This window comes from Psychrobacter aquaticus CMS 56 (assembly GCF_000471625.1).
Classification (GTDB): Bacteria; Pseudomonadota; Gammaproteobacteria; order Pseudomonadales; family Moraxellaceae; genus Psychrobacter; species Psychrobacter aquaticus.
In genome coordinates this window covers 81274-108008 of sequence record NZ_AUSW01000030.1, presented here as the reverse complement: position 1 = coordinate 108008, position 26735 = coordinate 81274, and the positions used below count along the sequence as shown (strand labels likewise).

At 46.3% G+C, this 26735-nt stretch carries 17 protein-coding genes; 12 read left to right on the top strand and 5 right to left on the bottom strand.

The genetic code is table 11. From position 1 onward, the window contains the following. The first annotated feature begins 212 nt into the window (after positions 1 to 212). The 6 genes from M917_RS08155 (at position 213) to M917_RS08130 (ending at position 9200) form a co-directional block, all read left to right on the top strand. Entirely contained in the window at positions 213 to 1967 is a 1755-nt protein-coding gene (locus M917_RS08155; RefSeq protein WP_021814330.1) for an AMP-binding protein, read from the top strand. A 180-nt stretch (positions 1968 to 2147) separates the two neighbouring features. Beyond that, entirely contained in the window at positions 2148 to 3758 is a 1611-nt protein-coding gene (locus tag M917_RS08150; protein WP_021814329.1) for a carboxyl transferase domain-containing protein, read from the top strand. Positions 3759 to 3972: 214 nt separating this feature from the next. Beyond that, positions 3973 to 4779, top strand: coding sequence for an enoyl-CoA hydratase/isomerase family protein (locus M917_RS08145; protein WP_021814328.1), 807 nt, complete (start codon positions 3973 to 3975; stop codon positions 4777 to 4779). A 151-nt stretch (positions 4780 to 4930) separates the two neighbouring features. Beyond that, a complete protein-coding gene (locus tag M917_RS08140; protein WP_021814327.1) occupies positions 4931 to 7039 on the top strand; it encodes an acetyl/propionyl/methylcrotonyl-CoA carboxylase subunit alpha in 2109 nt (702 codons plus the stop codon). 11 nt (positions 7040 to 7050) lie between these two features. Next, positions 7051 to 7971 carry a hydroxymethylglutaryl-CoA lyase gene (locus M917_RS08135; protein ID WP_021814326.1) on the top strand — a complete coding sequence of 307 codons (921 nt, stop codon included), beginning with the start codon at positions 7051 to 7053 and terminating at the stop codon, positions 7969 to 7971. Between the two features lie 41 nt (positions 7972 to 8012). After that, positions 8013 to 9200 carry an isovaleryl-CoA dehydrogenase gene (locus M917_RS08130; RefSeq protein ID WP_021814325.1) on the top strand — a complete coding sequence of 396 codons (1188 nt, stop codon included), beginning with the start codon at positions 8013 to 8015 and terminating at the stop codon, positions 9198 to 9200. Between the two features lie 95 nt (positions 9201 to 9295). Here the strand turns inward: M917_RS08130 and M917_RS08125 are convergent, their stop codons facing one another. After that, on the bottom strand, positions 9296 to 10024 hold the full coding sequence (locus M917_RS08125) for a pantothenate kinase (protein WP_021814324.1): 729 nt from the start codon (positions 10022 to 10024) through the stop codon (positions 9296 to 9298). Positions 10025 to 10114: 90 nt separating this feature from the next. Beyond that, on the bottom strand, positions 10115 to 11209 hold the full coding sequence (locus M917_RS08120) for a biotin--[acetyl-CoA-carboxylase] ligase (protein WP_021814323.1): 1095 nt from the start codon (positions 11207 to 11209) through the stop codon (positions 10115 to 10117). 87 nt (positions 11210 to 11296) lie between these two features. Between M917_RS08120 and M917_RS08115 the strand changes: the two genes are divergently transcribed. The 6 genes from M917_RS08115 (at position 11297) to M917_RS08090 (ending at position 22685) form a co-directional block, all read left to right on the top strand. Beyond that, positions 11297 to 12100 (top strand): sulfite exporter TauE/SafE family protein, encoded by an 804-nt coding sequence (locus M917_RS08115; protein ID WP_021814322.1) that lies wholly within the window; start codon positions 11297 to 11299, stop codon positions 12098 to 12100. Positions 12101 to 12151: 51 nt separating this feature from the next. Next, a complete protein-coding gene (locus M917_RS08110; RefSeq protein ID WP_021814321.1) occupies positions 12152 to 13093 on the top strand; it encodes a hypothetical protein in 942 nt (313 codons plus the stop codon). A gap of 65 nt (positions 13094 to 13158) precedes the next feature. Next, positions 13159 to 17178 carry an AAA family ATPase gene (locus tag M917_RS08105; protein ID WP_021814320.1) on the top strand — a complete coding sequence of 1340 codons (4020 nt, stop codon included), beginning with the start codon at positions 13159 to 13161 and terminating at the stop codon, positions 17176 to 17178. A 267-nt stretch (positions 17179 to 17445) separates the two neighbouring features. Beyond that, complete coding sequence (locus M917_RS08100; RefSeq protein WP_021814319.1) at positions 17446 to 18453, top strand: cell division protein ZipA; 1008 nt, start codon at positions 17446 to 17448, stop codon at positions 18451 to 18453. Between the two features lie 191 nt (positions 18454 to 18644). Next, a complete protein-coding gene (gene ligA / locus M917_RS08095) occupies positions 18645 to 20768 on the top strand; it encodes an NAD-dependent DNA ligase LigA (protein ID WP_021814318.1) in 2124 nt (707 codons plus the stop codon). A 3-nt stretch (positions 20769 to 20771) separates the two neighbouring features. Continuing rightward, entirely contained in the window at positions 20772 to 22685 is a 1914-nt protein-coding gene (locus tag M917_RS08090; protein ID WP_040642355.1) for a tetratricopeptide repeat protein, read from the top strand. 48 nt (positions 22686 to 22733) lie between these two features. On the opposite strand, the gene M917_RS08085 is transcribed toward M917_RS08090, so the two are convergent. The 3 genes from M917_RS08085 to M917_RS08075 all read right to left on the bottom strand — a co-directional run bounded on the left by M917_RS08085 (position 22734) and on the right by M917_RS08075 (position 26683). Beyond that, positions 22734 to 23276, bottom strand: a complete 543-nt coding sequence (locus tag M917_RS08085) for a hypothetical protein (protein ID WP_021814316.1) — start codon at positions 23274 to 23276, stop codon at positions 22734 to 22736. Between the two features lie 229 nt (positions 23277 to 23505). Continuing rightward, positions 23506 to 23919: a hypothetical protein gene (locus M917_RS08080; protein ID WP_021814315.1), complete on the bottom strand. Its 414-nt coding sequence runs from the start codon at positions 23917 to 23919 to the stop codon at positions 23506 to 23508. A 286-nt stretch (positions 23920 to 24205) separates the two neighbouring features. Beyond that, a complete protein-coding gene (locus M917_RS08075) occupies positions 24206 to 26683 on the bottom strand; it encodes a YgiQ family radical SAM protein (protein ID WP_021814314.1) in 2478 nt (825 codons plus the stop codon). Between the last annotated feature and the right edge of the window lie 52 nt (positions 26684 to 26735).

Below are 26735 nucleotides of genomic sequence, written 5' to 3'. Positions count from 1 at the left end.
TTGTGTCAAATATTTGCCATGTTTTTGTGTTATCTTTTACCGAACCATTATTTTTGGCTATCAATTAAATGATACGTATTGTATTGATATTATTGACAGGCTTTCATTGATGGCGGTATAGTAGCGAATGCTATGTTAGGTCTGTTCAAGGAAGAGTGATGTATTCATAGGCCATCAATAAGCACCATAAAAGTAAAACGAAAGGACTCGTTATGACTCATACCCCCGATTTCGACACCATTCTAAAAAGTATCCCAAGTATCAACATGGGCGCTCGCTCGGCAAATGCGCCCCTGACCCAAAGCTATGATAAAGGCCCTGATGTGCCGCTGATCGAAGCGACCATCGGTGATTTTTTTGATGCCATTGTCTCCAAATATCCTGAGCGCGAAGCATTGGTTGTGTGTCATCAAAACATTCGCTGGACTTATCGAGAGCTGCAACAACAGGTTAATCAGTTAGCCAGCAGTATGATTGAGATGGGACTTGAGATTGGCGATCGCATCGGTATTTGGTCACACAACAATGCCGAATGGCTCTTGATGCAATTAGCGACTGCAAAAGTCGGTGTAATCCTCGTCAATATCAATCCGGCTTACCGGACATTTGAGTTGCAATATGCCTTAAATAAACTGGGCTGCTCAGCACTGGTTCTGATGCGTCACTTTAAAAGCAGTGATTATGCCAGTTTGATACGAGAGCTGTGTCCTGAGATTTATCATAAAAACTATACGCAGCTGGATTTGGTCGAGATTCCGACTATTGAGCGTATTATTTGGATTGATGAGCCAAACAGCGATGAAGAATTTGGGTTTATGCAAAAGTTTTCGGCATGGATGCGTGAGGGCGATGCCAACGATCCACGAGTGGCGGAACGTCAAGCCCAGCTTAAAAACACCGATGCCATCAATGTCCAGTTCACCAGTGGCACGACGGGCACGCCAAAAGGGGCGACTTTAAGCCATCGCAATATCTTAAATAATGGTTACTTTATCGGTGAGGCCATGAATCTCACTGAAGCGGACAGACTCTGTATTCCTGTGCCGTTGTATCACTGTTTTGGTATGGTACTTGGTAATTTGGCCATCCTAACGCACGGTGGTTGTATCGTCTATCCGAATGATGGCTTTGAACCATTGACTGTTTTGCAAGCAGTCGAAGACGAAAAATGTACGGGTTTGCATGGCGTACCGACGATGTTTATCGCCGAACTCGACCATCCTGAATTTGATAATTTTGATTTATCGACCTTGCGTACCGGTATTATGGCAGGCTCTAGTTGTCCGATCGAAGTCATGCGCCGCGTCATTGATAAGATGCACATGAGTGAAGTTACCATTGCTTATGGCATGACAGAGACCAGTCCGGTGTCTTGCCAGACCAATGAGCATACGCCACTTGAAAAGCAAGTAGCGACCGTAGGTCTGGTGCAGCCAGCACTTGAAGTAAAAATCATCGACACAGAGGCAGGTGAGATTGTACCGTTAGGCGAGACAGGCGAGCTGCTCACACGTGGCTACTCAGTGATGAAAGGCTATTGGGGCAGTCGCTTTAAAACGCGCGAAGCCATTCAAGATGGCTGGATGCATACGGGTGATTTAGCCACGATGGACGAAGATGGTTATGTCAAAATCGTTGGGCGTAGTAAAGATATGGTCATTCGCGGCGGAGAAAACATCTATCCGGTAGAAATTGAAAACTATTTATACCGTCATCCCAAAATTCGAGATGTACAAATCGTTGGCGTGCCAGACAAGCGTTATGGTGAAGTGCTCGCCGCTTGGATCATTCCTAAAGAGCCTGATTGCTTGACCGAAGAAGAAGTGCGTCAATTCTGTCGTGAGCATATCGCTCATTATAAGGTGCCAACCTACTATCGTTTTGTGACGGAGTACCCGATGACCATTACAGGTAAGATTCAGAAGTATAAAATTATCGAGCAAATGAAAGAAGAGTTGGGTTTATAGAGAAGGAATTGTCGGCGCAGGCAAAGCAAGCGAGAAAAATTTATACCCATATAACCATCTTTTATATCTCTCTTTCATTTTGGACGGATGATATAAGTAAAAACTAACACAATGAGTCAAAACTAAAATAAAAAAGTGACTCGCATTTATGTACCTATATATCAAAGAAAAAGGGATATCATGAGCGCTATCATAACCAGTAAACTGAGTCCAAACGCAAGCGACTTTCAGCAAAACCGTGCCGCTATGCAAGCGGTGGTCGATGACTTGTATGTACACCTGCGTAAAGTCGCTCAGGGCGGCTCAGAGCGTGCTCGAGCCAAGCATTTAGCACGTGGCAAACTCCTACCTCGCGAGCGAGTTGAGCGTCTGCTCGATGTCGGTACACCATTCTTAGAAGTGGCACCCATGGCAGCGCACAATATGTATGGTGAAGACATTCCGGCAGCTGGCGTGATTGCTGGTATTGGCCGTATCAATGGCACCGAGTGCATGATTGTCTGCAATGACGCCACGGTCAAGGGCGGCACTTACTTCCCTATGACAGTCAAAAAACATCTGCGCGCACAAGAGATTGCCCAAGAAAACCATTTACCGTGTGTCTATCTAGTGGACTCAGGCGGCGCAAACTTACCCAATCAAGATGAGGTGTTCCCTGATAAGGAGCATTTCGGTCGTATCTTCTTTAATCAAGCCAATCTAAGCGCAGCAGGCATTCCGCAGATCGCGGTGGTAATGGGCAGTTGTACGGCTGGCGGGGCATATGTGCCAGCTATGAGTGACGAATCCATTATTGTTAAAGATCAAGGCACCATCTTTTTGGGTGGGCCGCCACTGGTTAAAGCAGCAACGGGCGAAGAGGTCACAGCAGAAGATCTAGGCGGCGGCGATGTACATACCCGTCTGTCGGGCGTGGTCGATCATTTGGCACAAAACGACACCCACGCGTTATCAATCGCACGCAACATCGTCAGCCACCTAAACCGTCCAGCCAAACACATCCCCAATCAAATAAAACCACGTCCACCGCGCTATGATGCCAAAGAGCTGTACGGCGTGATTCCAACGGACAAGCGCAAGCCATTTGATATCAGGGAAATTATTGCGCGTGTTGTCGATGACAGTGCCTTTGATGAATTCAAAGCACGCTTTGGTACGACGTTGGTTTGCGGTTTCGCTCATATTGAAGGTATGCCAGTGGGTATTATTGCCAATAACGGCATTCTGTTCAGTGAGTCAGCGCAAAAAGGTACGCATTTTATTGAACTATGCTGTAAACGCAAAATCCCTTTAATCTTTTTGCAAAACATTACCGGCTTTATGGTCGGTCGCAAATACGAAAACGAAGGCATTGCGCGTCATGGTGCCAAAATGGTGATGGCAGTGGCCAATGCCAAAGTACCAAAATTCACAGTCATCGTCGGTGGCTCATTTGGCGCGGGTAACTACGGCATGTGTGGCCGCGCTTACAGCCCGCGCTTCTTATGGATGTGGCCAAATGCGCGTATTTCAGTGATGGGCGGTGAGCAGGCAGCATCAGTATTGGCAACGGTGAAACGGGACAATTTTGACCGTAAAGGCGAGGCGTGGAGTGAGGAAGACGAAGCGGCCTTTAAAGCGCCCATCCGTGAGATGTATGAAGAGCAAGGCCATCCTTACTATGCGACTGCGCGGCTTTGGGATGATGGTGTGATTGATCCTGCGGACACCCGTAACGTATTGGCCTTGGGACTAAGCGCTGCTTACAATGCACCGATTGAAGAGACGACTTTTGGTGTCTTTAGAATGTAGCTGTGTATATAAATGCTTGTCTGAAATCGCGATTGGCTATGTCAGTTATCAAGCTATATCAGTTATTAAGTGATGTCAGTCATTAAAAAGTCAAAATTCATGTTTATAGTGGCGTGTGGTAAACAAATAGAGCTAAGAAAATACAGCGCTCAGCCATAGGGCATTTATCAAACCACAATATGATTGAGTCAATATAAAAGGAATACAGCGAGTCATGCAAAAAGAGACGAATAACTATAAGAGCTTGTTGGTAAATATCGAACAACATGTGGCAACGGTGACGTTAAATCGCCCTGAAATCCGTAACGCTTTCAATGATGAAATGATTGCAGAGCTGACTGCCGTATTCACTGAGCTGGGTGCTGATAATGACGTACGTATCATTGTGCTAGCGGCTGCTGGTAAAGCGTTTTGTGCTGGCGCTGATCTCAATTGGATGCGCGCGATGGCAGATTATAGCTATGAAGAGAATCTCGCCGATGCCGATAAACTGGCGCAAATGCTCAAGACCATTTATGAATGCCCCAAACCAACGGTGGCGTCGATTCAAGGAGACGTTTATGCAGGTGGCATGGGTTTGGTGGCCGTTTGTGATGTGGCAATCGCCGTTAAGATTGCAAATTTTTGCTTAAGTGAGGTGCGTTTGGGCTTAGCACCTGCAACCATCAGCCCCTATGTCATAAAGGCAATGGGTGCGAGAGCATCACAGCGTTATTTTTTAAGTGCAGAAGTGTTTGATGCCAAAAAAGCACGACAAATGGGTTTTATCCATGAGCGTGTCAGTGAAGAGTCGCTTGATGAGGAAGTGGCGGCACTTTGTGCCAAAATAGTTAAGAACAGCCCTGATGCGGTCAAAACCTGCAAACGCTTATTACACGAGATAGCAGGCGCGCCTATTACCGATGCATTGATTGCCGATACCGTCAAGAGCATCGCTGATATCCGTTCTTCAGAACAAGGGAAGGAAGGTGTGCAAGCCTTTTTGCAAAAGCGTAAGCCTGATTGGCTAACAACAGATTAATCGTAGACAAGACGTCAAATAAAAACAATATAGTCAAATCATTATAAAAGAATGACAGCGTTAACCTCGTTTTAAGTATCACAGATACCTCTACACTCGGTTGCTTTGTAACGCTTTTAAATTGAGCCAACTATAAGATACAGGGATCGTTATGTTTTCTAAAATTCTCATTGCCAACCGTGGCGAGATTGCCTGCCGAGTGGCCGCAACTGCCAAGCGTCTGGGTATCCGTACCGTTGCTGTTTATTCTGATGCTGACCGCGAGGCCAAACATGTGGCAGTCTGTGATGAAGCCATATATTTGGGTGGTTCAGCGCCCAAAGACAGTTATCTAAAAGGTGATGCCATCATCGCTATTGCTCAAAAAACGGGCGCACAGGCGATACACCCAGGTTATGGGTTCTTAAGTGAAAACGCGGACTTTGCGCAAGCGTGTCAGGATGCTGGTTTGGTCTTTATCGGTCCCTCAGCTGACGCTATTCGTGCGATGGGCGGCAAGTCTGAATCCAAGCGTTTGATGGAAGCTGCTGGTGTCCCTTTGATACCAGGCTATCATGGCGACAATCAGGATGCGGCGTTTTTACAGCAGCAAGCAGATGCTATTGGCTATCCAGTCTTAATCAAAGCGAGCGCGGGCGGCGGCGGTAAAGGCATGCGTATCGTTGAGCAAAGCAGTGATTTTATGGATTTGTTAGACTCCTGTCGCCGTGAAGCGATTACCAGCTTTGGTAATGATCAAGTATTGGTCGAAAAATACGCCCTAAAACCACGCCATATCGAAATCCAAGTGTTTGGTGATACGCATGGCAATTATGTGCATCTGTTTGAGCGCGATTGTTCGGTACAGCGTCGCCATCAAAAGGTCTTAGAAGAAGCGCCCGCGCCCGGTGTTGATGCCTCGATGCGTGAGGCGATGGGCACAGCGGCGATTGAAGCAGCGCGCGCGGTTGATTACGTCGGTGCAGGTACGGTTGAGTTTATCGTTGAGCAGCGCGAAGATTCTATGAATTTTTATTTCATGGAGATGAATACGCGTCTGCAAGTTGAGCATCCTGTGAGTGAGGCTATCACGGGCGTAGATTTGGTTGAGTGGCAGTTATTGGTAGCGGCAGGTCAGCCATTGCCAAAAACGCAAGACGAACTGGCGATTAACGGTCATGCGATTGAAGCGCGGATCTGTGCTGAAAATCCTGACAATAATTTCTTACCAGCGACAGGGACGTTATTTACATATCAAAAACCTGAGCACAGCACTTTTAACATCGCAGACATACGTATCGATGACGGAGTACGCGAGGGCGATGTGATTAGTCCGTTCTACGACTCGATGATTGCCAAGCTCATCGTTCATGCACCCACACGTGAGCAAGCGTTGGCTAAGCTTGATCGAGCACTGGCACAAACGCGTATCGTTGGTTTACCAAACAACGTGGCGTTTTTGCGTTATATTCTCAATACGGATTCGTTTAGCAACGCCAATCTAGATACTGCATTGATTGAGCGCGAGCGAGAGGTGCTTTTTAATCAGCATTCACTTAACTTATCGACACTGGCGGTGACGGCTATTGCCCAGCAGCTTGCCAATGAAGCGGCGACGCAAAGCGCAGATTCAGATCCGTTTAGTCAGGCGACAGGCTTTCGTGCCTATAGTGATTACACAAGATCGTTTAGCTTGCTTTATGATGAACAGTCATACCGCGCTCGCATCAGCAATTGGCACAATGCGAGCTGCTCTGACAGTAAAAAAGGTAGCGAAAATCCCAATAGCTTTACGCTTGTTATTGAAAAAGAAATTGCTAATGCGCAGGATAATAGCAACATCAATGTAGCTGCCCAAACCGAAACGGTTTATGCAGGACAAGTGAGCTATGCCAGCGGTGATGCCCACAATCATACTTTGTGGTTAGATGGTGCTCGTATCAGCGCCCAAAGTTGGGTACGCAATGAGAACGTTTATGTCTTTACCGATAGCGGACGCGATGAGATTGCACTGATTGATATCATGGCGCACGTGGGTGAGGATACGGCAGCGGTTGGTAGTCTGAAATCACCAATGCCCGGTCAGGTAGTTGCCTTTAAGGTGGATGTGGGTGACAGCGTCAAAAAAGGCGAGCCGCTCGCCATCATCGAAGCCATGAAAATCGAACATACCATTACTGCACCGACTGATGGCGTGGTCGCAGAGTTGTTATTTGCAGCGGGCGATTTGGTCGCTGATGGCGATGAGCTACTGCGTATTGATAGTGACGATAATCAGTAAAAGGATAAAAAATGAGCCATTCGTATCCAGACCACGTCTCAATCGTTGATGTCAGTCCGCGCGATGGCCTGCAAAACGAATCGATGACAGTGCCGACGGCAATCAAGCAAACTTTGATTGATGACTTAATCGCGGCAGGTATCAAAAAATTAGAGGTCACCAGTTTTGTTTCGCCAAAATGGGTGCCGCAAATGGGTGACAATAGCGCGCTACTCGAAGCGTTAGCGCCCACACGTCATGCAGAGGTTTGTTACTCGGTATTGGTGCCCAATATGCGTGGTTTTGACAATGCCATCATACATCGTCCTGATGAAATCGTTATCTTTGGTTCAGCCAGTGAGACCTTTAGTCAAAAGAACATCAACTGTAGTATCGATGAAAGCATTGAGCGTTTTGCGCCTGTTGCAGCGGCGGCTAAAGCACAAGGCATCAAAGTGCGCGGCGTCATCTCTTGTACGGTTGGCTGCCCTTATGAAGGCGAGATCGATCCCAGCCAAGTGGCCTATGTGACCAAACGTTTGATTGAGATTGGCTCAGAGCAAATTGGTATCGCTGATACGATCGGTGTCGGTACCCCGCTCAAAGTACAGCGGGCGCTACAAGCGGCGCTTGAGTATGCTGATATTACGATGTTATCGGGTCATTTTCATGATACTTACGGTCAGGCATTAAGCAATACCTTGGCTGCCTTACAAATGGGTGTCAGTGAATTTGATACGTCCGTTGCTGGACTGGGCGGCTGTCCATATGCCAAAGGAGCGACAGGCAATGTCGCGACCGAAGATGTGGTTTATATGCTGCATGGCATGGGAATCAGTACAGGTATTGATTTGGATAAATTGGTCGTGGCTGGTGAGCGTATTAGCGCGTTTTTAGGACGTCCAAATGGCTCAAACGTGGCTCGTACCTTAATCAATAAACGTGAGTCTTAAAAAATTATTGGAAAAATTAAATACTAAAAAAAGGAATGGTTATGAGTTTACTTGGATTGAATTTTCAGCTTGGTGAAGATATCGATGCGTTACGCGATGTCGTTCAGCAGTTTGCAGCAAACGAAATCGCCCCACGTGCCAGCGAAATCGACAGTAGCGATCAGTTTCCCATGGATCTTTGGCAAAAGATGGGCGAGCTTGGCCTACATGGCATCACCGTCCCCGAAGAGTACGGCGGCTCTAACATGGGTTACGTAGCTCATATGGTCGCCATGGAAGAAATCAGCCGAGCTTCGGCCTCGGTGGCGCTTAGCTATGGCGCACACTCTAATCTGTGTATCAACCAAATCAAACGCAATGGCTCTGAGGCACAAAAACAAAAATATCTGCCCAAGCTGGTCAGTGGCGAGTTCATCGGGGCGCTGGCAATGAGTGAAACCGGGGCTGGCTCTGACGTCGTCAGCATGAAGTTAAAAGCCGAAGAAAAAGACGGTCATTATGTGCTAAACGGCAGCAAAATGTGGATTACTAACGGCCCTGATGCTGATGTGATGGTGGTCTATGCCAAGACCAATCCTGAGCTGGGCGCGAAAGGCATGACGGCTTTTATCATTGAAAAAGGCATGGCAGGCTTTGGTACGGCACAAAAGCTCGACAAGCTCGGTATGCGCGGTAGCCACACGGGCGAGATGACTTTTGACAATGTCGAAGTGCCACAGGAGAATATCTTAGGCGGCCTTAATGAAGGCGTCAAAGTGCTCATGAGTGGACTTGATTATGAGCGTGCTGTACTGGCCGCAGGTCCTATCGGCATCATGCAAGCGGTGATGGACAACGTCGTGCCTTATATTCATGATCGTAAGCAATTTGGACAAGCGATTGGCGAGTTTCAATTAATCCAAGGCAAAGTGGCTGATATGTATACCATATTGCAAGCAGGTCGCAGTTTTTTATACACCGTCGGTAAAAACCTCGATATGTTGGACGCACGCGGTGCCGGTCACAGCAGAGAAGTGCGTAAAGATTGTGCCAGCGTGATCTTATGGTGTGCCGAAAAAGCAACATGGATGGCGGGCGAGGGTATTCAAATATTTGGTGGTAATGGCTATACCAATGAGTATCCGCTTGGTCGTTTTTGGCGCGATGCCAAGCTGTATGAGATTGGCGCAGGCACTAGCGAGATTCGCCGTATGCTAATCGGTCGTGAGCTGTTTAACGAAACCAAGTAAACATTATAGTAAAACAAATTTATATTTTATTAAAAAAGCAGTACGCATCACACGTACTGCTTTTTTATTTCTCTTTTATAAGGCTATTAAAATTACTATAACTGTTTGGTATGATCAAAATATCGTGCTAATCCATTTAACAATAAATCATCACGCAGGCGCACTGGACGATTGATGTGCTGGGCGATGATGGGCGCATCACCGCCAGTCATGATTAATTCAAAGTTTGGATGTCTATGGCTAATCTCGTTGATTGCCCCGACAATCGACAATAATATCCCGCGATGTACCGCATCTTGTGTGGTCAGCCCTTGGCCAATACTATCAAAAGTACCGTTAGAAATGGTGATTTGCTTGGTGCCAGAAAACAACGACTCACGTTGCAGATAGATATTGGGAAAAATATAACCGCCCAAATGCTCAGCATGGTCGATCAAATCAATTGTCACTGCCGTACCGCAGCCGATGATACATTGTCGCTTTTTCTTATCAACCGCGCCGAGCATTTGTAGCCAGCGATCACAGCCCAGCTGTCGGTCATTGTAAGCACTCTTCATGAGCGGATGTGCTGCATCGACATGAACAAATTCAAAAGGAATATTTAGACGGCTTAAGGTCTCTGAAATCTTAATATTTAGGTCATTACCTAGTACAGATGAAATGCCAATAAAGTCCGGCGCATAACGCTCAAAGCGATCAGTCAGACCCATCAATAATTCGGCAGGCGCTTGCAAATGCTGCTTGGCATCATGTGCGACTATTTGCCCGATATCATCAGTGAGCCAATATTTCAGACGAGTGTTTCCAAGATCAAGCCAGAGCATAAAATTCCCTTTATATACAGTGAATCGATTATCAATAGACCAAGTGGATACTTGACTCACGTAAGTGCTCGTTAGATAAGCAATTTAAACCTAATAAATAACGTCAATGCGTCCGGTAAAAAGCGCAGAAATCTTACCGTTATCTTGGCGCAATTGCAAACAACCATGTGTATCGATACCGCAAGCATGACCCGTAACGACTTGCTCCTTATTATTATACTCTTGGGTGACGCGCAAGCGCAGACCAGCCAGTGCGTCCATCGCGTCAAATTGCTGTAAAAAACGCTCTAAGTAATAGCCATGACCAGTGGGGGCTTCTAATGCCAAATGCTCAAATCGTGTCATCGCTGCCATCAGGGCCTTGCTCATTTGCTCATAGAGCGCGCGTAAGCTGGGTAGAGTGATAGCCTCTGCTTGTGGCGTTAGCATCTTACAAATATCCTGTAAACTAATCGCCTGATAACTCATGCCTTCGCAGGTCTGCGCGGTTAGTTTTGGTGTGGCTTTTACGTTTAAGCCTATGCCCATCACCACGCCGACCAACTTACCAGCTTGCATGACTGGCTCTATCAAAATACCCGCAAGTTTATGAAAAGGCAGTGTTTGCTGATCCAGTGCAGAGTTATCCAACGCAGATGGCTCTTTATGCCGCTGCGCTTGCTGATAAAAGCCCAAATCGTTCGCCCACTTTACACCGATGGGTGTCAGCCCTTGCGCCTGTAGTTGCTCGTTTAGGGTTTGGATGATGGGCATTTTTGCCAGCTCAACACCGATGATTAACGACAGCAGTCCGCTAATCGGCATGTGCACGGGATGATACAACGACAGATAGACATTGCCACGCGGTGATTGCCACGAACGTCCATGCTGTCCCCGACCTGAGCTTTGAGTCTCGGCGGTCAATAGGTGCATCTTGGCAGGATTTAAAGTGCCATCTTGCAGCGCTGCGATGAGCTCGCTATTGGTAGAGCCGCTACTGTCAAGATGACGATGGTTGAGCTCAGGTAAATGGTCAAGATGGTAAGATTTGGTGTTGACTAGCTCGGAATTGACTAGGTAGTCAGAGGAATTGGCAGATTGCGGCATAAGTTTGGTCGATGTGGTTAATGTAGCATGAGTAATCTTTGATATACTGAGCGATTTTTCAATATCAAACAGCATAAAGGTCAAGTGATGATTTGGCAAACGCCATTCATTGGGCGAGTGTGCGAGTCATTATGATATAAAAGTGAACTTGATAAAAGATGAGTATCACAAAGGGTTAAAGCAATGATGTTATATGTATGGTTCGTGATTGCAGGGGCGTTTGCTGGGGTTAGTGCTGGCTTGTTTGGTATCGGTGGGGGCATGATTATCGTACCAGCACTGGTATGGATTTTTACTGCTTACGATTTTTCGCCAGAAGTGGTGACCCATTTGGCCATCGGCACGTCACTGGCGACCATCGTCGTGACTTCGATCAGCTCGCTCACTGCCCACAATAAACGCGGCGGTGTGCGCTGGGAAGTCTGGCGCAAAATGGCACTGGGCTTGGTCATCGGTAGTCTGGTGGGTGCTGGTGTCGCTGATATGATTGATGGTAAGGCGTTGCAGGCGATTATCGGCATGGGCGCATTATTGGTCGCTTTTAAGATGCTGTTTTTATCTAATAAAGAGCAGCTCGGTAAGCCGTTACCGTCAGCTGGGATACAGTTTGGCGCAGGTACGGGCATTGGTATGGCGTCGTCTATTTTTGGTATCGGCGGTGGCAGTTTGACCGTGCCGTTTTTAAACTGGGCAGGACTGCCGATGAAACAATCGGTCGGTACTTCAGCGGCTTGTGGTTTGCCAATTGCACTGGCTGGCGCAGCTGGATTTGCATGGTTCGGTCAAGACGTGGTCAATCTGCCTGAGGGCACGATAGGGTTTGTGCATATCACAGGGTTTTTGTGTATTTCAGCAGTCAGCTTCGCTACGGCAAAAGTGGGCGCCAAGCTTGCCCATGTGTTGCCTGCACTCACGCTTAAGCGTGCCTTTGGCGTGCTGTTATTATTTGCAGGTGGGCAGTTGTTGTTAAGTGGGATTGGGGTGTTGTAGAATTTTAAAATTTTAGTAAAAACTATAACGCCAACATAGGAACACTAGTAGATGAAAGCAGCAGAAAAATACCGCCGTGTTTTCGGTTCGATTAGCCATCTAAAAGACCAGATATCATGGACGACTGGTCTATCTAATATGGTAGAGTTTTTGGTATGGGAACCGCAGCGTATTTTAGGTATCAGTAAAAAGCAGTACGTACGCCAAATTATTGAATGGGCTATCCATCCAGAGCTAGAAGGCAAAAATCTGGAAGAGGTTGAACAATCCGTCATCAAAAAGCTCACTCTAAAAATGACTGAATCTGAGCAGCTAGAGACTTATTCCATGCAAATGGTAGGCATTTGTAATGCTAGAGAGGCCATTCGCCGAGTAAAGTTTTTTTCTGAAGACTATCTAAATAAAGAGTTCGATATTTTCCTGAGTTTATGTAGCGACGTCTATTTAGACTTATTTTATCAGCAATTTATCACCTTTGAGCCAAGTGGGTTATGGTCGACACATGGCAACAGCGGTATATTTGAATCCAGTACAGAGCTAAAAGCGATGTATATGGACAATTTGGCCTACAACCATCAATTGAATGTACTGGTAGCAAACGAATTAAAATTCAGTGGTAGGAAAAACCCAGATCAACTCCTAAAGTACTGCTTGATGTACGAGCACTTGTTAGAAAAAGGCTTTATCGATAAAGGCGCAAAGTTTTTACTGTTATTCATTGGTGGCAATGCGCTAGAGCATAACAAGCAACGTCTAGTCGACCGAGAGCTGGCGCTATGTCACAAAAGAGCTAAAAAATATCAGCACTTATTAAGAAAAGAGCTGTTAGAAATAGTGGATCATTTAGAAGTGGCAAGTATCACGTGGTCGTCACTGATTGAGTTCAATAATCGCTACTTAGCAGAAAATGACACCTGCCAAGTAGAACAAAAACTGCTGCAAGGATTTAATCAGAGTCTTCAATCAAAATCGTTTATGAACTTATCACTTTAACCCTAAAACCCACCCCAATTTCAGGTAGAATAGCCGCCTGTTTTTGCTACGTTTACTGATCCTTCATGCGTTTAAAATCTCTAAAGCTGGCAGGCTTTAAATCCTTTGCCAATCCAACGACATTTACCTTTCGTCATGGTATCACCGCCATTGTCGGGCCAAACGGCTGTGGCAAATCCAACGTTATTGACGCCATTCGTTGGGTGCTGGGCGAGACCTCCGCCAAGCAATTACGCGGCGGGGCGATGAGCGATGTCATCTTTGCGGGTACGCAAGACAAAGCGGCCAAAAGTGTCGCCAGTGTCGAGCTGACCTTTGAGCATACCCAAGATGAGCAAAATGGCATTCGTCATGAGTTCAATCTCTATCAAGAGTTGTCTGTCCGTCGTCAGGTTAATCTCGAGGGGCGTTCGGATTACTTTATCAATGGGACGCGCTGTCGTCGCCGTGACGTGGTCGATGTATTCTTAGGAACGGGGCTTGGGGCGCGCAGTTATGCCGTCATCGAACAAGGCATGATTGGGCGTATCGTCGAGTCTAGCCCCATGCAACTGCGTGAATTTATCGAAGAAGCAGCTGGCGTCTCACGCTATCAGGCACGCCGCGAAGAAACCCAAAAAAAGCTTGAGAGAACCCAAGAAAATCTAGCCCGTCTGCATGATATGCAAAGCGAGTTGGTGCGCCAACAAAAAACGCTGTCCAAACAAGCCGCCAGTGCTCAGCGTTACGAAGCGCTTGCACTTGAGCTGGCTGATATCAAGCAACAGCTCGCCATTCAGCAGTTATATCAAGCCAAACATACGCAGCAGCAACAAAAAATCGCCCATGAGCGCAGCACAGCTGAAGTCGTCACGCTGCAATCCAACTATGAGGCTCTAAAAGCCAAGCAAGATAAGCTGGCCGCTCATATTAACCAAGAACAATGGCTCAAAGACGAGGCACAAAGTGCGCATTATCAGCAGCAGCTGAGCCATCAACAAGCAGCGCACAAACTGAGTGATGCAACCTCGCAGCTGGCCGCTACCGCGCAGCAATTGGCCAGTCTCGATGAGCAGCGCCAGCAAGTCATTGGTGAGATCGACAAGTTAAAGGCCGCACAAGCTGAGCAACAGACGGACTTAGAAAAATTGCGTCCACAGCTGGCTGATCTGACGAGTAAACGTGACACGTATAAACGCAATGAGCAGCCATTGCAGCGCGCATGGCATGAAGCGCAACATCAATTATCGCGCTTACAAGACAAGGCGCGCACGCTTGAGCAGCAGCAAGCCATTAATGAACAAGCCAAACGGCGACACCAGCAAAGCCATGACAAATGGCAGCGTCGCCAGCAGAATTGGCAACATTTATGGCAGCAATTAGAGCAGTCACTATCGGCATCTCATAGCGCTGGTGCACAAGACAATTCGATGGCACAAGTTTTACCCCAAACCGCAGAGGCGCAAATTACGGCGCTAAAAAAACAGTTACAGCAGATTGAACGGCAACAAGACAGCGTCGAGGAACGTTTGTCTGAATTACAGCCGCAGGCGCACGATTTGCAGCAACGTCTGAAAGTACAGCAGCGTGAGTTGAGCGAGCAAGAAAAGCGTCATGCACTACTAGCAGGCGAGTACGATACCCTGCATCAAATATTGCATCCCAAGCCTACGCCAAAATCGCAACAGCACGCCAATCATGCAGAAGCGAGCTTAGACAACAATGTTACCAGCAGCAATGTCACCAACAGCTATAACGAGCTTGCCATCACGACACTGCGTGAGCAAATTGAGTTAAGTGCCACTGGGCAAGCCCACGCACAGTTACTCGATAGTGTGTTGGCGCTGTGGTTAGACAGTCATGTCCTGATTTCTCATAAGCGCAACTGTCCAAGCGTTGACCATGGCAATGCTGATGGAAATGTTAATGGCAGTGCTCAAAAAATAACCAGTCTATGGCAAGTGCTTGAACATGACCTAACTGATTTGCTTACTTATCAAAACGGGCAAAACCAGCATATCAATAAAAAAGACAAACCGTCAGTAGAGACTGGACATAGCTTGTGGTTGCCTATTGCGCAAAATGCGAGTAAAGAAAGCTCGTTTGTCAGTGTTTTACCAGATGCTTTGTCAGATTCTTTATCTGAGGAACTTGCTGATAAAGTATGGCCGTTATCCGAGCTGATTACGCAGCCTACATTGGCGCTTTGGCAGCAATGCTATCTATACACTGGGCAATTTGACGCCAATAATCAGCAAACGCTGGCAGCACTTGCAGACGTCTTAAAAGTTTTACCAGTATCAGCCATTTTGCTGACAGCAGATGGTTGGGTTATCAGTCGTCAAGGGACGATAAATCTACACAAATTTGCTGGGGCACAAGCGGGTCAAAACGATCAAAACAGTCACTTCCTAACGCAGCGTTTGCAGCAGCGCACACGTTTGCAAGCGCTAGAGGAACTGCTTGAGGAACTTGAAACCACCATACAAGATCAACAGCAGCTCATCACTAAAAATCAGCGTGATTATGATGCTGTGCTGGTCAATATCGAAGAAACGCGCGCGCAAGCAGAGCAGCTAACCCGTGATAAACATCAGTGTCAACAGCAACTCACCACCCAGCACGCCAATGCTGAGCGCGCTGAGCGCCTGTTCGCTGACAGCCAACGTCTACAGGCGGATCAAACCACACTCGAGCAAGAGCAGCAAGAATTGGCGCAAGAGCTACAGACGCTGAATCATGATGAGCAGCGTATTCAAAGTGAGCTGGCAGCGCTGACATCAAAAATAGCCGAGGCACGGTCGACAAGCCAGCAGTTGCAAGCCGAGCGCAGTGAGCTTGCCCGCACGCGTCAAACGGATGACGATGCTTGGCAGACACTCCAGCTGCGCATTCAACAAAGTGAGATGCGGCTTGAACACAGTGTCAACAGTCTCGCACGAGCGACCCAGCAACATGACCAGTCGCGACAAAGCGAGCAACGTCTAAAAGCGGATCATAAGCAACAGCAGAATAAGCTGCCAACGTTGCAAGCAGCATTGCAAAAAGCACAAGTCGCACGTGATGCGCAGCAGGCATTATTGGCAGAGCGCGAGACGGCGTTGACTGCGCTAAAGCAGGACTATACCGAGCAGCAGGCAACGCTAGATACCCTGCAAAACGCGCTACAAACTCAGCAAAGTACGCTCGCCCAGCATGCGACTGAGCTGGCACTAAGCACCGCACGTTTGGATGATGCCAGCAGTCAGACGCAGGACGCGCTCGCGGCTTATCATCGTTTGAGTGATAAGGATAAAACGCCATCAGAGGTAGCATCGCAGAAAACCAGTGTTTCAAATATAAGTGTCTCAAATATATTGGCAGATTTTATCGCCCATGATCGCCGCGTGCGTCCTAATAAAATCGCTGAGCTTGAGAGCGAGTATGCCAAGCTTGAGCAGCAATTGGGCAAAATTGGCGCGGTCAATCTGGCGGCTGTGGCAGAATTAGCAGAGGTCAATGAACGCTTAGAGCCATTAGCGCAGCAGACCTCAGACATTGCGGCGAGTATGGATACCTTGACCCAAGCGATTGCGTCGATTGACGAAACCACTAAGACGCTGTTTATGCAAACGCTAGATGCGGTCAATAATGAGCTTGCCAATTTATTTGCCAAAGTTTTCGGTGGCGGGCAAGCGAGCTTGACCTTGAACACGGACGATATGCCAGCCCATATACCCGCTGATAAACACAAAGCCGAACAGTGGCGGGCAGGGCTTACCTTAATGGCACAGCCAAAAGGCAAACGCAATAGCCGACTTGCTGTACTCTCAGGCGGCGAAAAAACCCTCACGGCACTGAGCTTGATTTTTGCGATATTTAAGCAGCATCCCGCACCATTTTGTGTGTTAGATGAAGTCGATGCGCCACTTGATGATGCCAATGTTGCCCGCTTTACCAGCCTCATTCATGAATTAGCAGATGACTTGCAGTTTATTTTTATCAGTCATAATAAGCTGACGATGCAGATTGCTGATGAGCTAAAAGGCGTCACGATGCCAAGCGCAGGCATATCCACTTTGGTCAGCGTCTCACTCGATGAGGCCGAACGCTATATTGCTAATTAATGGCAATGCCAATTAGGGTATGTACTCATTTTTAGCCCATTTAGAGAATAATCGACTGAATTGAAGACTCGCCCTAGTACAAAATGCAAATTAGAGGCAGTCATTGCGGATGATATCGTCAAGGCTGAGAGGATAACGTAACGCAAGTGTGTCGGGTGAACGATAAACGATGACTATATGGTGACGATAGTAATTAGCCATGCTAGACTATTGCCATTTATCCTCTCTTGTGTGTTCCCTTTTGTCATATATTAGGATGTATTTCTCATGACCGCTATTCAGTTTGTATTGATTGCCATTGCCGCATTTATCGTGCTCGCAGGGCTATTTATGGTCATTCGTAGTTTCAAGCGCCGCAAAGGTGCTGAGGCTGCCGCGGTCAATTATGATAAAAACGGTATCCCGATCATACCGCGTCATGAGCGCAATATCATCGATCAGCCAGATTTGGATGATACGGTTGCTGGCGAGACGAGTATCGGCCCTGATCGCAGTTATTTGAATGCGGTCGTTGAAGAAGCGCCTTTGACCCAGCAGCATACCAATGTCGATGCGCAACTGACCGCCCAACGTGATGATGTGAGCAATGATATCGAGGCAGATGAGGATTATGCTCGCTGGCAAGATGAGCAACAGCAGACTGACGATACGGAGTTTGCAGAAGCGGCTGAACAAATGTACATCGAGCAAGAGCCTGATGCCTTTTCGAGCCTGATGTCGGCGACCGATGGTCTGATGCCAGCGATTGATACAGCAGAAGAGCCAAGCTTTGACAATAACAGTCCGATACTCGATCAACATCTGTCAGAGCCTGTCGATGAAGGGCAAAATGGCCCGTTGATCAATGCCAAAGACAACATCAATATCACCATCTTGCCGCATCAATACCGTGACCGTCCAGCAGCAGTCATTCGTGGTCGTGATTTGTTGGCGTTAATTGATAAATATGGTCTGCGCTATGGTGCCATGAATATGTTCCATCGCTATGAGCAAAAAGACGGTACTGGTATACTATGGTTTAGTATGATGGGCATCACCGACAGCGGTATCGCGCCTTTTGATCCGCATAGCGTGGCGACCAATACTTACAATGGTGTGGTGGTGTTCTTATCCTTGCCGCATCCACAAGCGGTACGCAGTTTCGATAGTATGATGAGCATCGCCTATATGATGGCAAGTGATTTGGATGCTATTATTTTGGATGAAGAAAACGAACCGATCACGCCTGAATACAAACAACAGCTGCGCAACCAAGTCCGCGACTATGAAGGTTAAGCGTTTGAAGATTAAGCGCTTGAAGGCTAAACAAACCAACAGTTAAAAGTGGTTCTGAGTTTTAAAAAGGCAAATAGCGATAAACGTTATTTGCCTTTTTTAATGGCTTTCAGTTTCTGTAAAATATTGTCCGAGCAACCTACAAACTTGGTATCATATCGACATCTTGAATCGCAAAAAAGACGCCGACTATGACTGACTCTACCTCACCAAATAATTCTAAAAACCTATCTGCTCAACTAGAAACCCAAACACCTGCGACCTCTAATATATCCAGTTTGACCGATGATAGTACCAATATTCATGGCGATATTGTCGCGCAAATGCGCACGCTTATCGACACTATCAAAACGCACAATTATGCCTATTACGTACTCGACAATCCAATCTTAGAAGACAGTGAATACGATCAATTGCGTCGCACGTTGCTTGAGATCGAGGAAGCCTATCCAGATTTGGTGCAGCCCGACAGTCCGATCAACCAAGTAGGTGACATGCCGCTGTCGGCCTTTACCCAAGTCACTCATGATATTCCGATGCTCTCGCTGGGCAATGTCTTTGAATATGATGATTTGCGCGATTTTATGCGCCGTGTCAATGACCGTCTCAGCGTGTCGCAGCAAAGTCCTGAATATGAGATGGAGCTAAAGCTTGATGGACTGGCAGTCTCACTGAAATATGAACATGGTAAGTTTGTACAAGCCGTCACGCGCGGTGATGGACAGACAGGTGAAGACATTACCCAAAATGCCAAAACCATCCGCAATCTGCCACTTTGGATAGCTGAGGCTGCTGATATTGAGCTGTTAGAAGTGCGCGGTGAAGTGCTCATGCCTAAGGCAGGGTTTGAGCGTCTTAATAGACTGGCCGAAGAGAACGAAGGCAAAACCTTTGCCAATCCACGCAATGCCGCCGCTGGGAGCTTGCGTCAACTAGATCCAAGCATTGCGGCCAGTCGTCCACTCGCGTTCTATGGCTATTCGGTCAATCAAGGTTTGCCTGAGACTATTGAGACCCAATCCGCAGCGCTCGCGTGGCTAAAAACCCTTGGCTTTACGGTCAGCGCAGTGGAAGTGGTCGCGAATCCCCGAGAGGCACAAGCCTATTATGAATCGGTGATTGCAACGCGCAGTGACTTGCCGTTTGAAATCGATGGTATGGTGATCAAGGTCAACAGCCTTGCCTTACAGCAGCAACTTGGGTTTTTGTCCCGTGAGCCACGCTGGGCGACTGCTTATAAATTTCCTGCCGAAACAGTCATGACACGCTTGCACTCAATTGAATGGCAAGTCGGACGCACTGGCGCGATTACGCCCGTTGGTAAATTAGAACCCGTGAAAGTCGGCGGCGTCACTGTCAGCAATGTCACTTTGCATAACTTTGGTGAGATTCAGCGTTTGGATGTACGCGCAGGCGATATGGTCAGCGTCCACCGTGCAGGCGATGTCATTCCCAAAGTCACGCGCGTTTGGACAGATCAACGTCCGATAGATTCCGAGCCAGTCACACTGCCATCGACTTGTCCTGTCTGCGACTCGCCTGTCGTTCTGCCAGAAGACGAAGCATTGGCACGTTGTACAGGCGGTCTGTTTTGTCCTGCCCAGCAGCAAGAAGCCTTGATTCACTTTGTCTCACGCCGCGCCATGGATATCGATGGCTTAGGTGCAAGCTGGCTGATTAGCTTCTTTGAGCATGGTTTGGTCAAAACGGTCGCTGATATTTATAAGCTGCATAATCATGCAGAGGAAATGGTTAACTTTGAGAAACTGGGTGAAAAGTCGGTACAGAATATCATCAGCGCCATTGAAGCCAGCAAGCAAACCACGCTAGCTCGCTTTATCTATGCGCTGGGTATTCGCGGTGTTGGTGAAGGCACGGCACAGAACTTTGCTCAGCAATTTGGCGATCTTGACGCCTTAATGAATGCCGATATTGAAACCTTGATAAAAACGCCCGATGTGGGCGAAATCACCGCTGAGCTTACCTATAAATTCTTCCGCGCGCCGCACAATATCGAAGTCATCACCGCGTTACGCGAGGCAGGCGTACATTGGGATAAGGTCGAGCAAAAATCTGCTAGTGACTTACCTCTTGATGGTCAAACGTGGGTCATCACAGGTGCGCTTAGCAGCATGGCACGTGATGAAGCCAAAGCCAAAATCCAAGCGCTAGGCGCAAAAGTCTCGGGTAGTATTTCGGCCAAAACCACGGCGCTACTGGCAGGCGAAAAGGCTGGCTCAAAAATGGCAAAAGCGGAGAAGTTGGGCGTCAAAGTGGTGAGTGAGGAAGAGTTTTTGGCGTTGATTGGGGAGTAGGTGATGAGTATTGATGATATAGAAGGTTTGGACGAAATAACTCGTAAAGAGATTGAAGAGTTGCAGAAAGTGACGCGTAAGAGCGAGAGTGATAAGCAATTTTCACTTGCCCAGAGAAAGCTGGCTGAAATATTCTATAAGCATGGATTGCTTGATGAAGCTGTTAGAGTCAGTAAATTAATTGAGCCTCAGGACAATAGAGAACATTATAAAAAAGCACAATATAATATTGCTGCTGTTTATGAAGAACAAGACAAAACTAAAGAAGCTCTAAAAATATGGTCGGAAATAGAAGCAGACTCTTCAGAGATATATTCTAGAGCACAGTATAATATTGGCAGCATAAAAAATGACTTAGGTGAGTTTAAGGAAGCAAAAAAAGCGTGGGGTAAGGTCAAGAAAAACGGTAGTCCAGAGGCATATGCTAGAGCACAATACAATCTAGCTTCTCGACTTGTTAAAGAAGGTCAAGAAGACAATGCTATTCAAGCATGGCGTAATATAGAAAAGAAAGATGCCCTTGAGATATATGCACTTGCACAGTTTAATCTAGGCGTTAGTCTAAACATCAAAGACAGTACTTATGAAGCTTTAGAGACATGGGAAAAGATAGAAGCTAAAGATTCTTTAGAAGCATTCAATCGTGCTCAATACAATATTTGTACAGTATCGTTGGAAAATACGCAGTATCAAGATATTAATAGAGCTGAGAATGCACTTAAAAAAATCGTAAATGGGTATCAATATGAAAAGCGATGTCTAGAAAAAATCTGTAGATTGCTTAAGACTTCCTCTACTGATATTGGAAAATATTTATTACTACTATTCATTCATACTACTGAGATTATTGAAATACTTAAAGTGGATTTTAGCCATAGAGTAACTGACAATAAGCCTGTAGAACGTAAACTAGCTCACTATACTGGTACAGATACAACAAATAAATTACTAGATATAGAAAAAGGAAAAGAACAACCAAGCTCATTTCGTCTGAACACTATAAATAACGTAAATGATCCTAGTGAAGGCAAACTGCTTTTGAATTATCTAAAAGGGATCAAAGAGGGATTATCATATAATTCTCAATTTGATGAAGATTTACATGCTTTTATTAGTTGCTTTACCTTCAACCACGATAGTCTTAACCAGTTCAGGCTATACGGTAAACAAGATAATAAAGAAGCCTCAGGAATTAGTTTGGTATTTAATCAAAAATTTTTTCAAAAACATGATTCTACCGCAGGGTTGTCTTACGTAGCATTTGAAGATAGTTTACAAAAAATAAATGTAACTTCTATTCAGGGAAGTACTGGCGAAAAAGCTGTAGAAAGAATAAATAAGCAGCCAGTAATGAGATGTGTCTATCTTGATCCTACGTCTGATTACATTCATTTAGCTCAGCGTAATCGTTTAACGTTTTTTAGAGAGTTTAACAACGAAACTGTACAAGTGAAAAGCGGACAGATAAGTAAAGCTGAATACGAATGGGAGAGATATCAAAATTTTATTGATAAAAAGACTGAAGATTTTAGAAGTGTCTTTATAGATCTTCAAAGTGATTATAGAACTATTACTGAAAAAGTGATTGAGATTGAGAAAAAAAACGCAAGCTTGTCAGGTAAGATAGAAGTTTTATTAAACGAAATTCTTTTACCTCTGAAATACCTTATAAAACATTCAGCATTTCAAGAAGAGCAAGAGTGCCGTATGGTTTATATGACTTCACTTGATGATAAAAAAGTAAAGATGGAATTTGGAAGATTTCTATATGTCGAGTATGAGCCAAAGGTAAAAGCACATTTGGACAAAATATACATCGCACCCGCTGCAACTCAGTACCAACCTTATTTAGCTAAGCTACTTTGCGATACAAATGTAAAGATTGAGCTATCAAACAACCCATATCGTCAGACTTAGTTCCCTTAGTAGCGTGTGTGATGAAAACAAAACACACGCTACTAATCTTTACTCCACCATTTCTCCATGCGCCTTCACATCACCTTTCTTACCATCAGGTTTTATCTCAATGGGTAATACCAAACCTTTGGCGAAGTCATCGGAAAGTACATAATCATAGCTACTGGCAGCGACATCGGGTGTGGTATGAATGACAAGCTTCATGTCCTCGCTATCGATTACCTCATGTGAGACATAGGTTTCACTCAGCTGATCTAGGGCTTTTGATAGCGCTTCGTTACTCGCCATACTGATAGTGAGATTGTGCTGAGCAGTGGCGTTATCCACTTTGAAATAATCGGCATAATCACGAACGTTTTGACTGTCGAGTGCAAACGGATACTGATAACTGGCGCGGTCAGCAGGCGTCTCACCACTGGCGACCAATGACCAATTGATGGTGTTTGTGGCTGCAGTCGATGCAGAGGGGGCTGCCGTTGTGGCTGCGGGCTCAGTGGTTTGGTTGCTAGTCTCCGCACCGTTGTCGCATCCTGTCAGCGCCCACAGACTTGTAGTAGCAATTACTATCATGTTTATTAGACGCTTAGCCATCGATGTATCCTCTGAGTGATTGGTCATAAACCATTTTATATCGTCAATCCACTATAAAATAAGTAGAGGACTGCGATGTATAGATGTATAAACGCTATTTTGACAGGTTTCGTGACGCTTCTCTAGGTAAAAGTACCAAAGCGTCGATGAACACGCACAAAAAAACAGCCATCTGATGATGACTGTTTTTTATTTATTCTTACTACTGCCACTCTTTGTTTTTGGCCAATTAGATTTGGCAGTTTACTTGGTATTCTTTACCGTTTGCCCATTTGATGGCAAAGATGCCTTTATCGCCTTTCATGTGCCATGCATAGGTTGCTTCTGGGTTTGAGTCGTTGACATAGCTTGCGACATCACCTTGCACACCGCCATTTAAGACAATCTTTTGCTCTGCCCATTTTACTTTTGGCAAAGTCGCATTCACCATGGCTTGTTTTTTATTAATAGACTGTTTTGCCATGATTGTGCTGTCATCAGTGCAAGTATAAGGCGCTGCTGCCATACGATCATAAGCCGCATCGGGCATGCTATCTTTGACAGGCGTTTCTGAAGCATTTGGCGTGGTAGGCGCAGTGGTCGCACAGGCGCTTAGTAGGGCAAGGGCAGGTAAGGCAGTCGCAATTTTGGTTAATGTATTCATGGGTTTCTCCAAAAAGTTCAGAATGATAATGTATTTCTATTTAATAATGCGTTAAGCATATAGCGCTTATGGTAACCAAAAGGGTTCGCAGATATTGTTAGAAATTGTTTGTGACGTATTTGCTGAGTTACGTAATCACTGAGTAATGTAACGTGATATGTATAGTGCCTTGGCGTATATATCAGCCTGACTCATTGAATTGTTAGATAATCTAATACACGTAAAAAAACGCCTATCGATTTTTAGTCGATAGGCGCTTTTGTGGATCTAAGCGAGTATATTTTAATTACTTAGTTTTGCGCGGTGGCAGACCGGTATGCTGCGTCTGAAAGTTGCCTTTGCTCACGCGTTTTTTGGTGTTCTTGCTGCCAGCGTTTTTGCCAGCAGCAGGATTGGTAGATGAGCCGCTGGTTGCCGAGTTATTGCTACGCTTCACCGAGTCATTGCCAAGACGACTGTTCTTTTTGCGCGCGGATTGATAGCTGTCTTGCGCCGCATCGCGACCTTCTAAGCTGGCGTTAAATGGCGGTATCAAGCAGCCACGGTTTTTGCCAATCAAATCACTACGTCCCATATCTTGCAGCGCTTTACGCAGCATGACCCAGTTTTTGGGATCATGATAGCGAAGAAATGCTTTGTGCAATTTACGCTGCTTACCAGATTTGACGATATCCATATCACCTTCACTACGGCTGATCTTATGTAGTGGGTCTTTGTGCGTGTGATACATGGTGGTCGCTGTCGCCATTGGGCTTGGATAAAACGCCTGTACTTGGTCAGCGCGGTAGCCATGATTTTTTAGCCAAAGCGCAAGATTCATCATGTCTTCATCTTTGGTGCCCGGATGGGCGGCGATAAAGTAAGGAATCAGATATTGCTCTTTGCCAGCTTCCTGACTGAATTGCTCGAACATGGCCTTGAATTGATCATAGCTCCCCATGCCCGGCTTCATCATCTTCGATAGCACACCTTCTTCAGAATGCTCAGGAGCAATTTTTAGATAACCGCCGACATGATGACTGACCAATTCTTTGACGTATTCTGGATCTTTTACTGCCAAATCATAACGCAAGCCTGACGCGATTAGGATTTTTTTCACGCCTTTGATATCACGAGCTTTACGATAAAGCTTGGTCAAATTACTGTGATCGGTCAGCAAGTTTTCGCAGACATCAGGATAGACACAAGACGGCTTGCGGCAGTTCTTTTCAATCGTCTCATCTTTACAGCTGAGGCGGTACATATTTGCTGTTGGGCCACCAAGGTCAGATATCACCCCAGTAAAATTGGGTGCAGTATCGCGAATCGCTTCGACTTCACGCAAAATCGATTCTTCTGAACGGCTTTGAATAATACGACCTTCGTGCTCAGTGATTGAGCAAAAAGTACAACCACCGAAACAACCGCGCATGATATTGACCGAAAACTTAATCATGTCATAAGCAGGGATGCGCGCATCGCCATAGCTTGGATGCGGCAAGCGTGCATACGGCAAGTCAAACACGTAATCCATCTCTTCTGTCGAGAGTGGCACTGGTGGCGGATTGAGCCAAACATCGATGGAGGTGTGTGAATTACCCGCACCGCTGCTATGACGCTGCACAAGCGCACGCGCATTACCCGGATTGGTCTCCAGATGCAAGATACGGCTAGCATGGGCATAAAGCACAGGGTCAGATTTGACGTGCTCGTAATCTGGCAGACGAATGACGGTCTTTTCACGTGGTGGCATTTTTAGCTTGTGCTTACGTGCCGTCATTGGCTTATCAAAGCCGCGCATTTGCACCACTTGCGTTTCTTCGTCGACTTGATGCGCGTTGATGACTTTATTGGTGACTGGTTCAGCGACAAAGCCCTGATACTGCGAGGACATTGATGACTTCGACGACTGTGAAGGCATGGCTTGTCCAACAGGCGAATCAGAGGGTTTTTCTTGTTCAATGGAGCATTGATCGACGTCTTCGGTCATCACATATGGGTTGATGATAGGATCGACACGACCAACGGTATCGACATCGTTACTTGCGACCTCGGTCATATCTGCTTGCCAATGACGACGCGTTGGGGTCAACAGGTACGCCGTACCACGCAGATTACTCATTTGCTCAAAGCTATAGCCCTTCGATAGGCCGTGTACCACATCGACGATGGCACGCTCAGCATTACCATAGAGTAAAACATCAGCACGAGCATCCATTAAAATACTACGACGGACTTTGTCTGACCAATAATCATAATGCGCGATACGGCGTAAACTGCCTTCAATACCACCCAAGATAATAGGCACATCAGGATAGGCTTCACGGCAGCGCTGGCTATAGACGATAGCCGCGCGGTCAGGACGTTTATTGGCAACGTTTCCTGGAGAGTAAGCATCATCACTACGAATCTTGCGATCAGCAGTGTAGCGATTGATCATGCTGTCCATGTTGCCCGCGGTCACGCCATAGGCATAGACAGGTTTACCCAGTTCCATAAAGGCGTCTTTGCTCTTCCAATCTGGCTGGGCAATGATACCCACGCGAAAGCCTTGCGACTCTAATAGACGACCAATGATCGCCATGCCAAAGCTTGGATGATCGACATAGGCATCCCCTGAGATGATAATGACATCACAGGCATCCCAGCCCAAATCGTCCATCTCTTTGCGGCTCATGGGCAGATAAGGTGCAGGCTCGTAGCAGCTCGCCCAATGTTTGTCGTAATCATAAAGAGGTTTGGTGCCTTGTTTAAAGGCGGTGCGGGCAATGGTATCGGCAGACATGGGCGGACCTGTTAATTAAAAAAATGTACCAAAAGTTAGCCTTGATAAATAA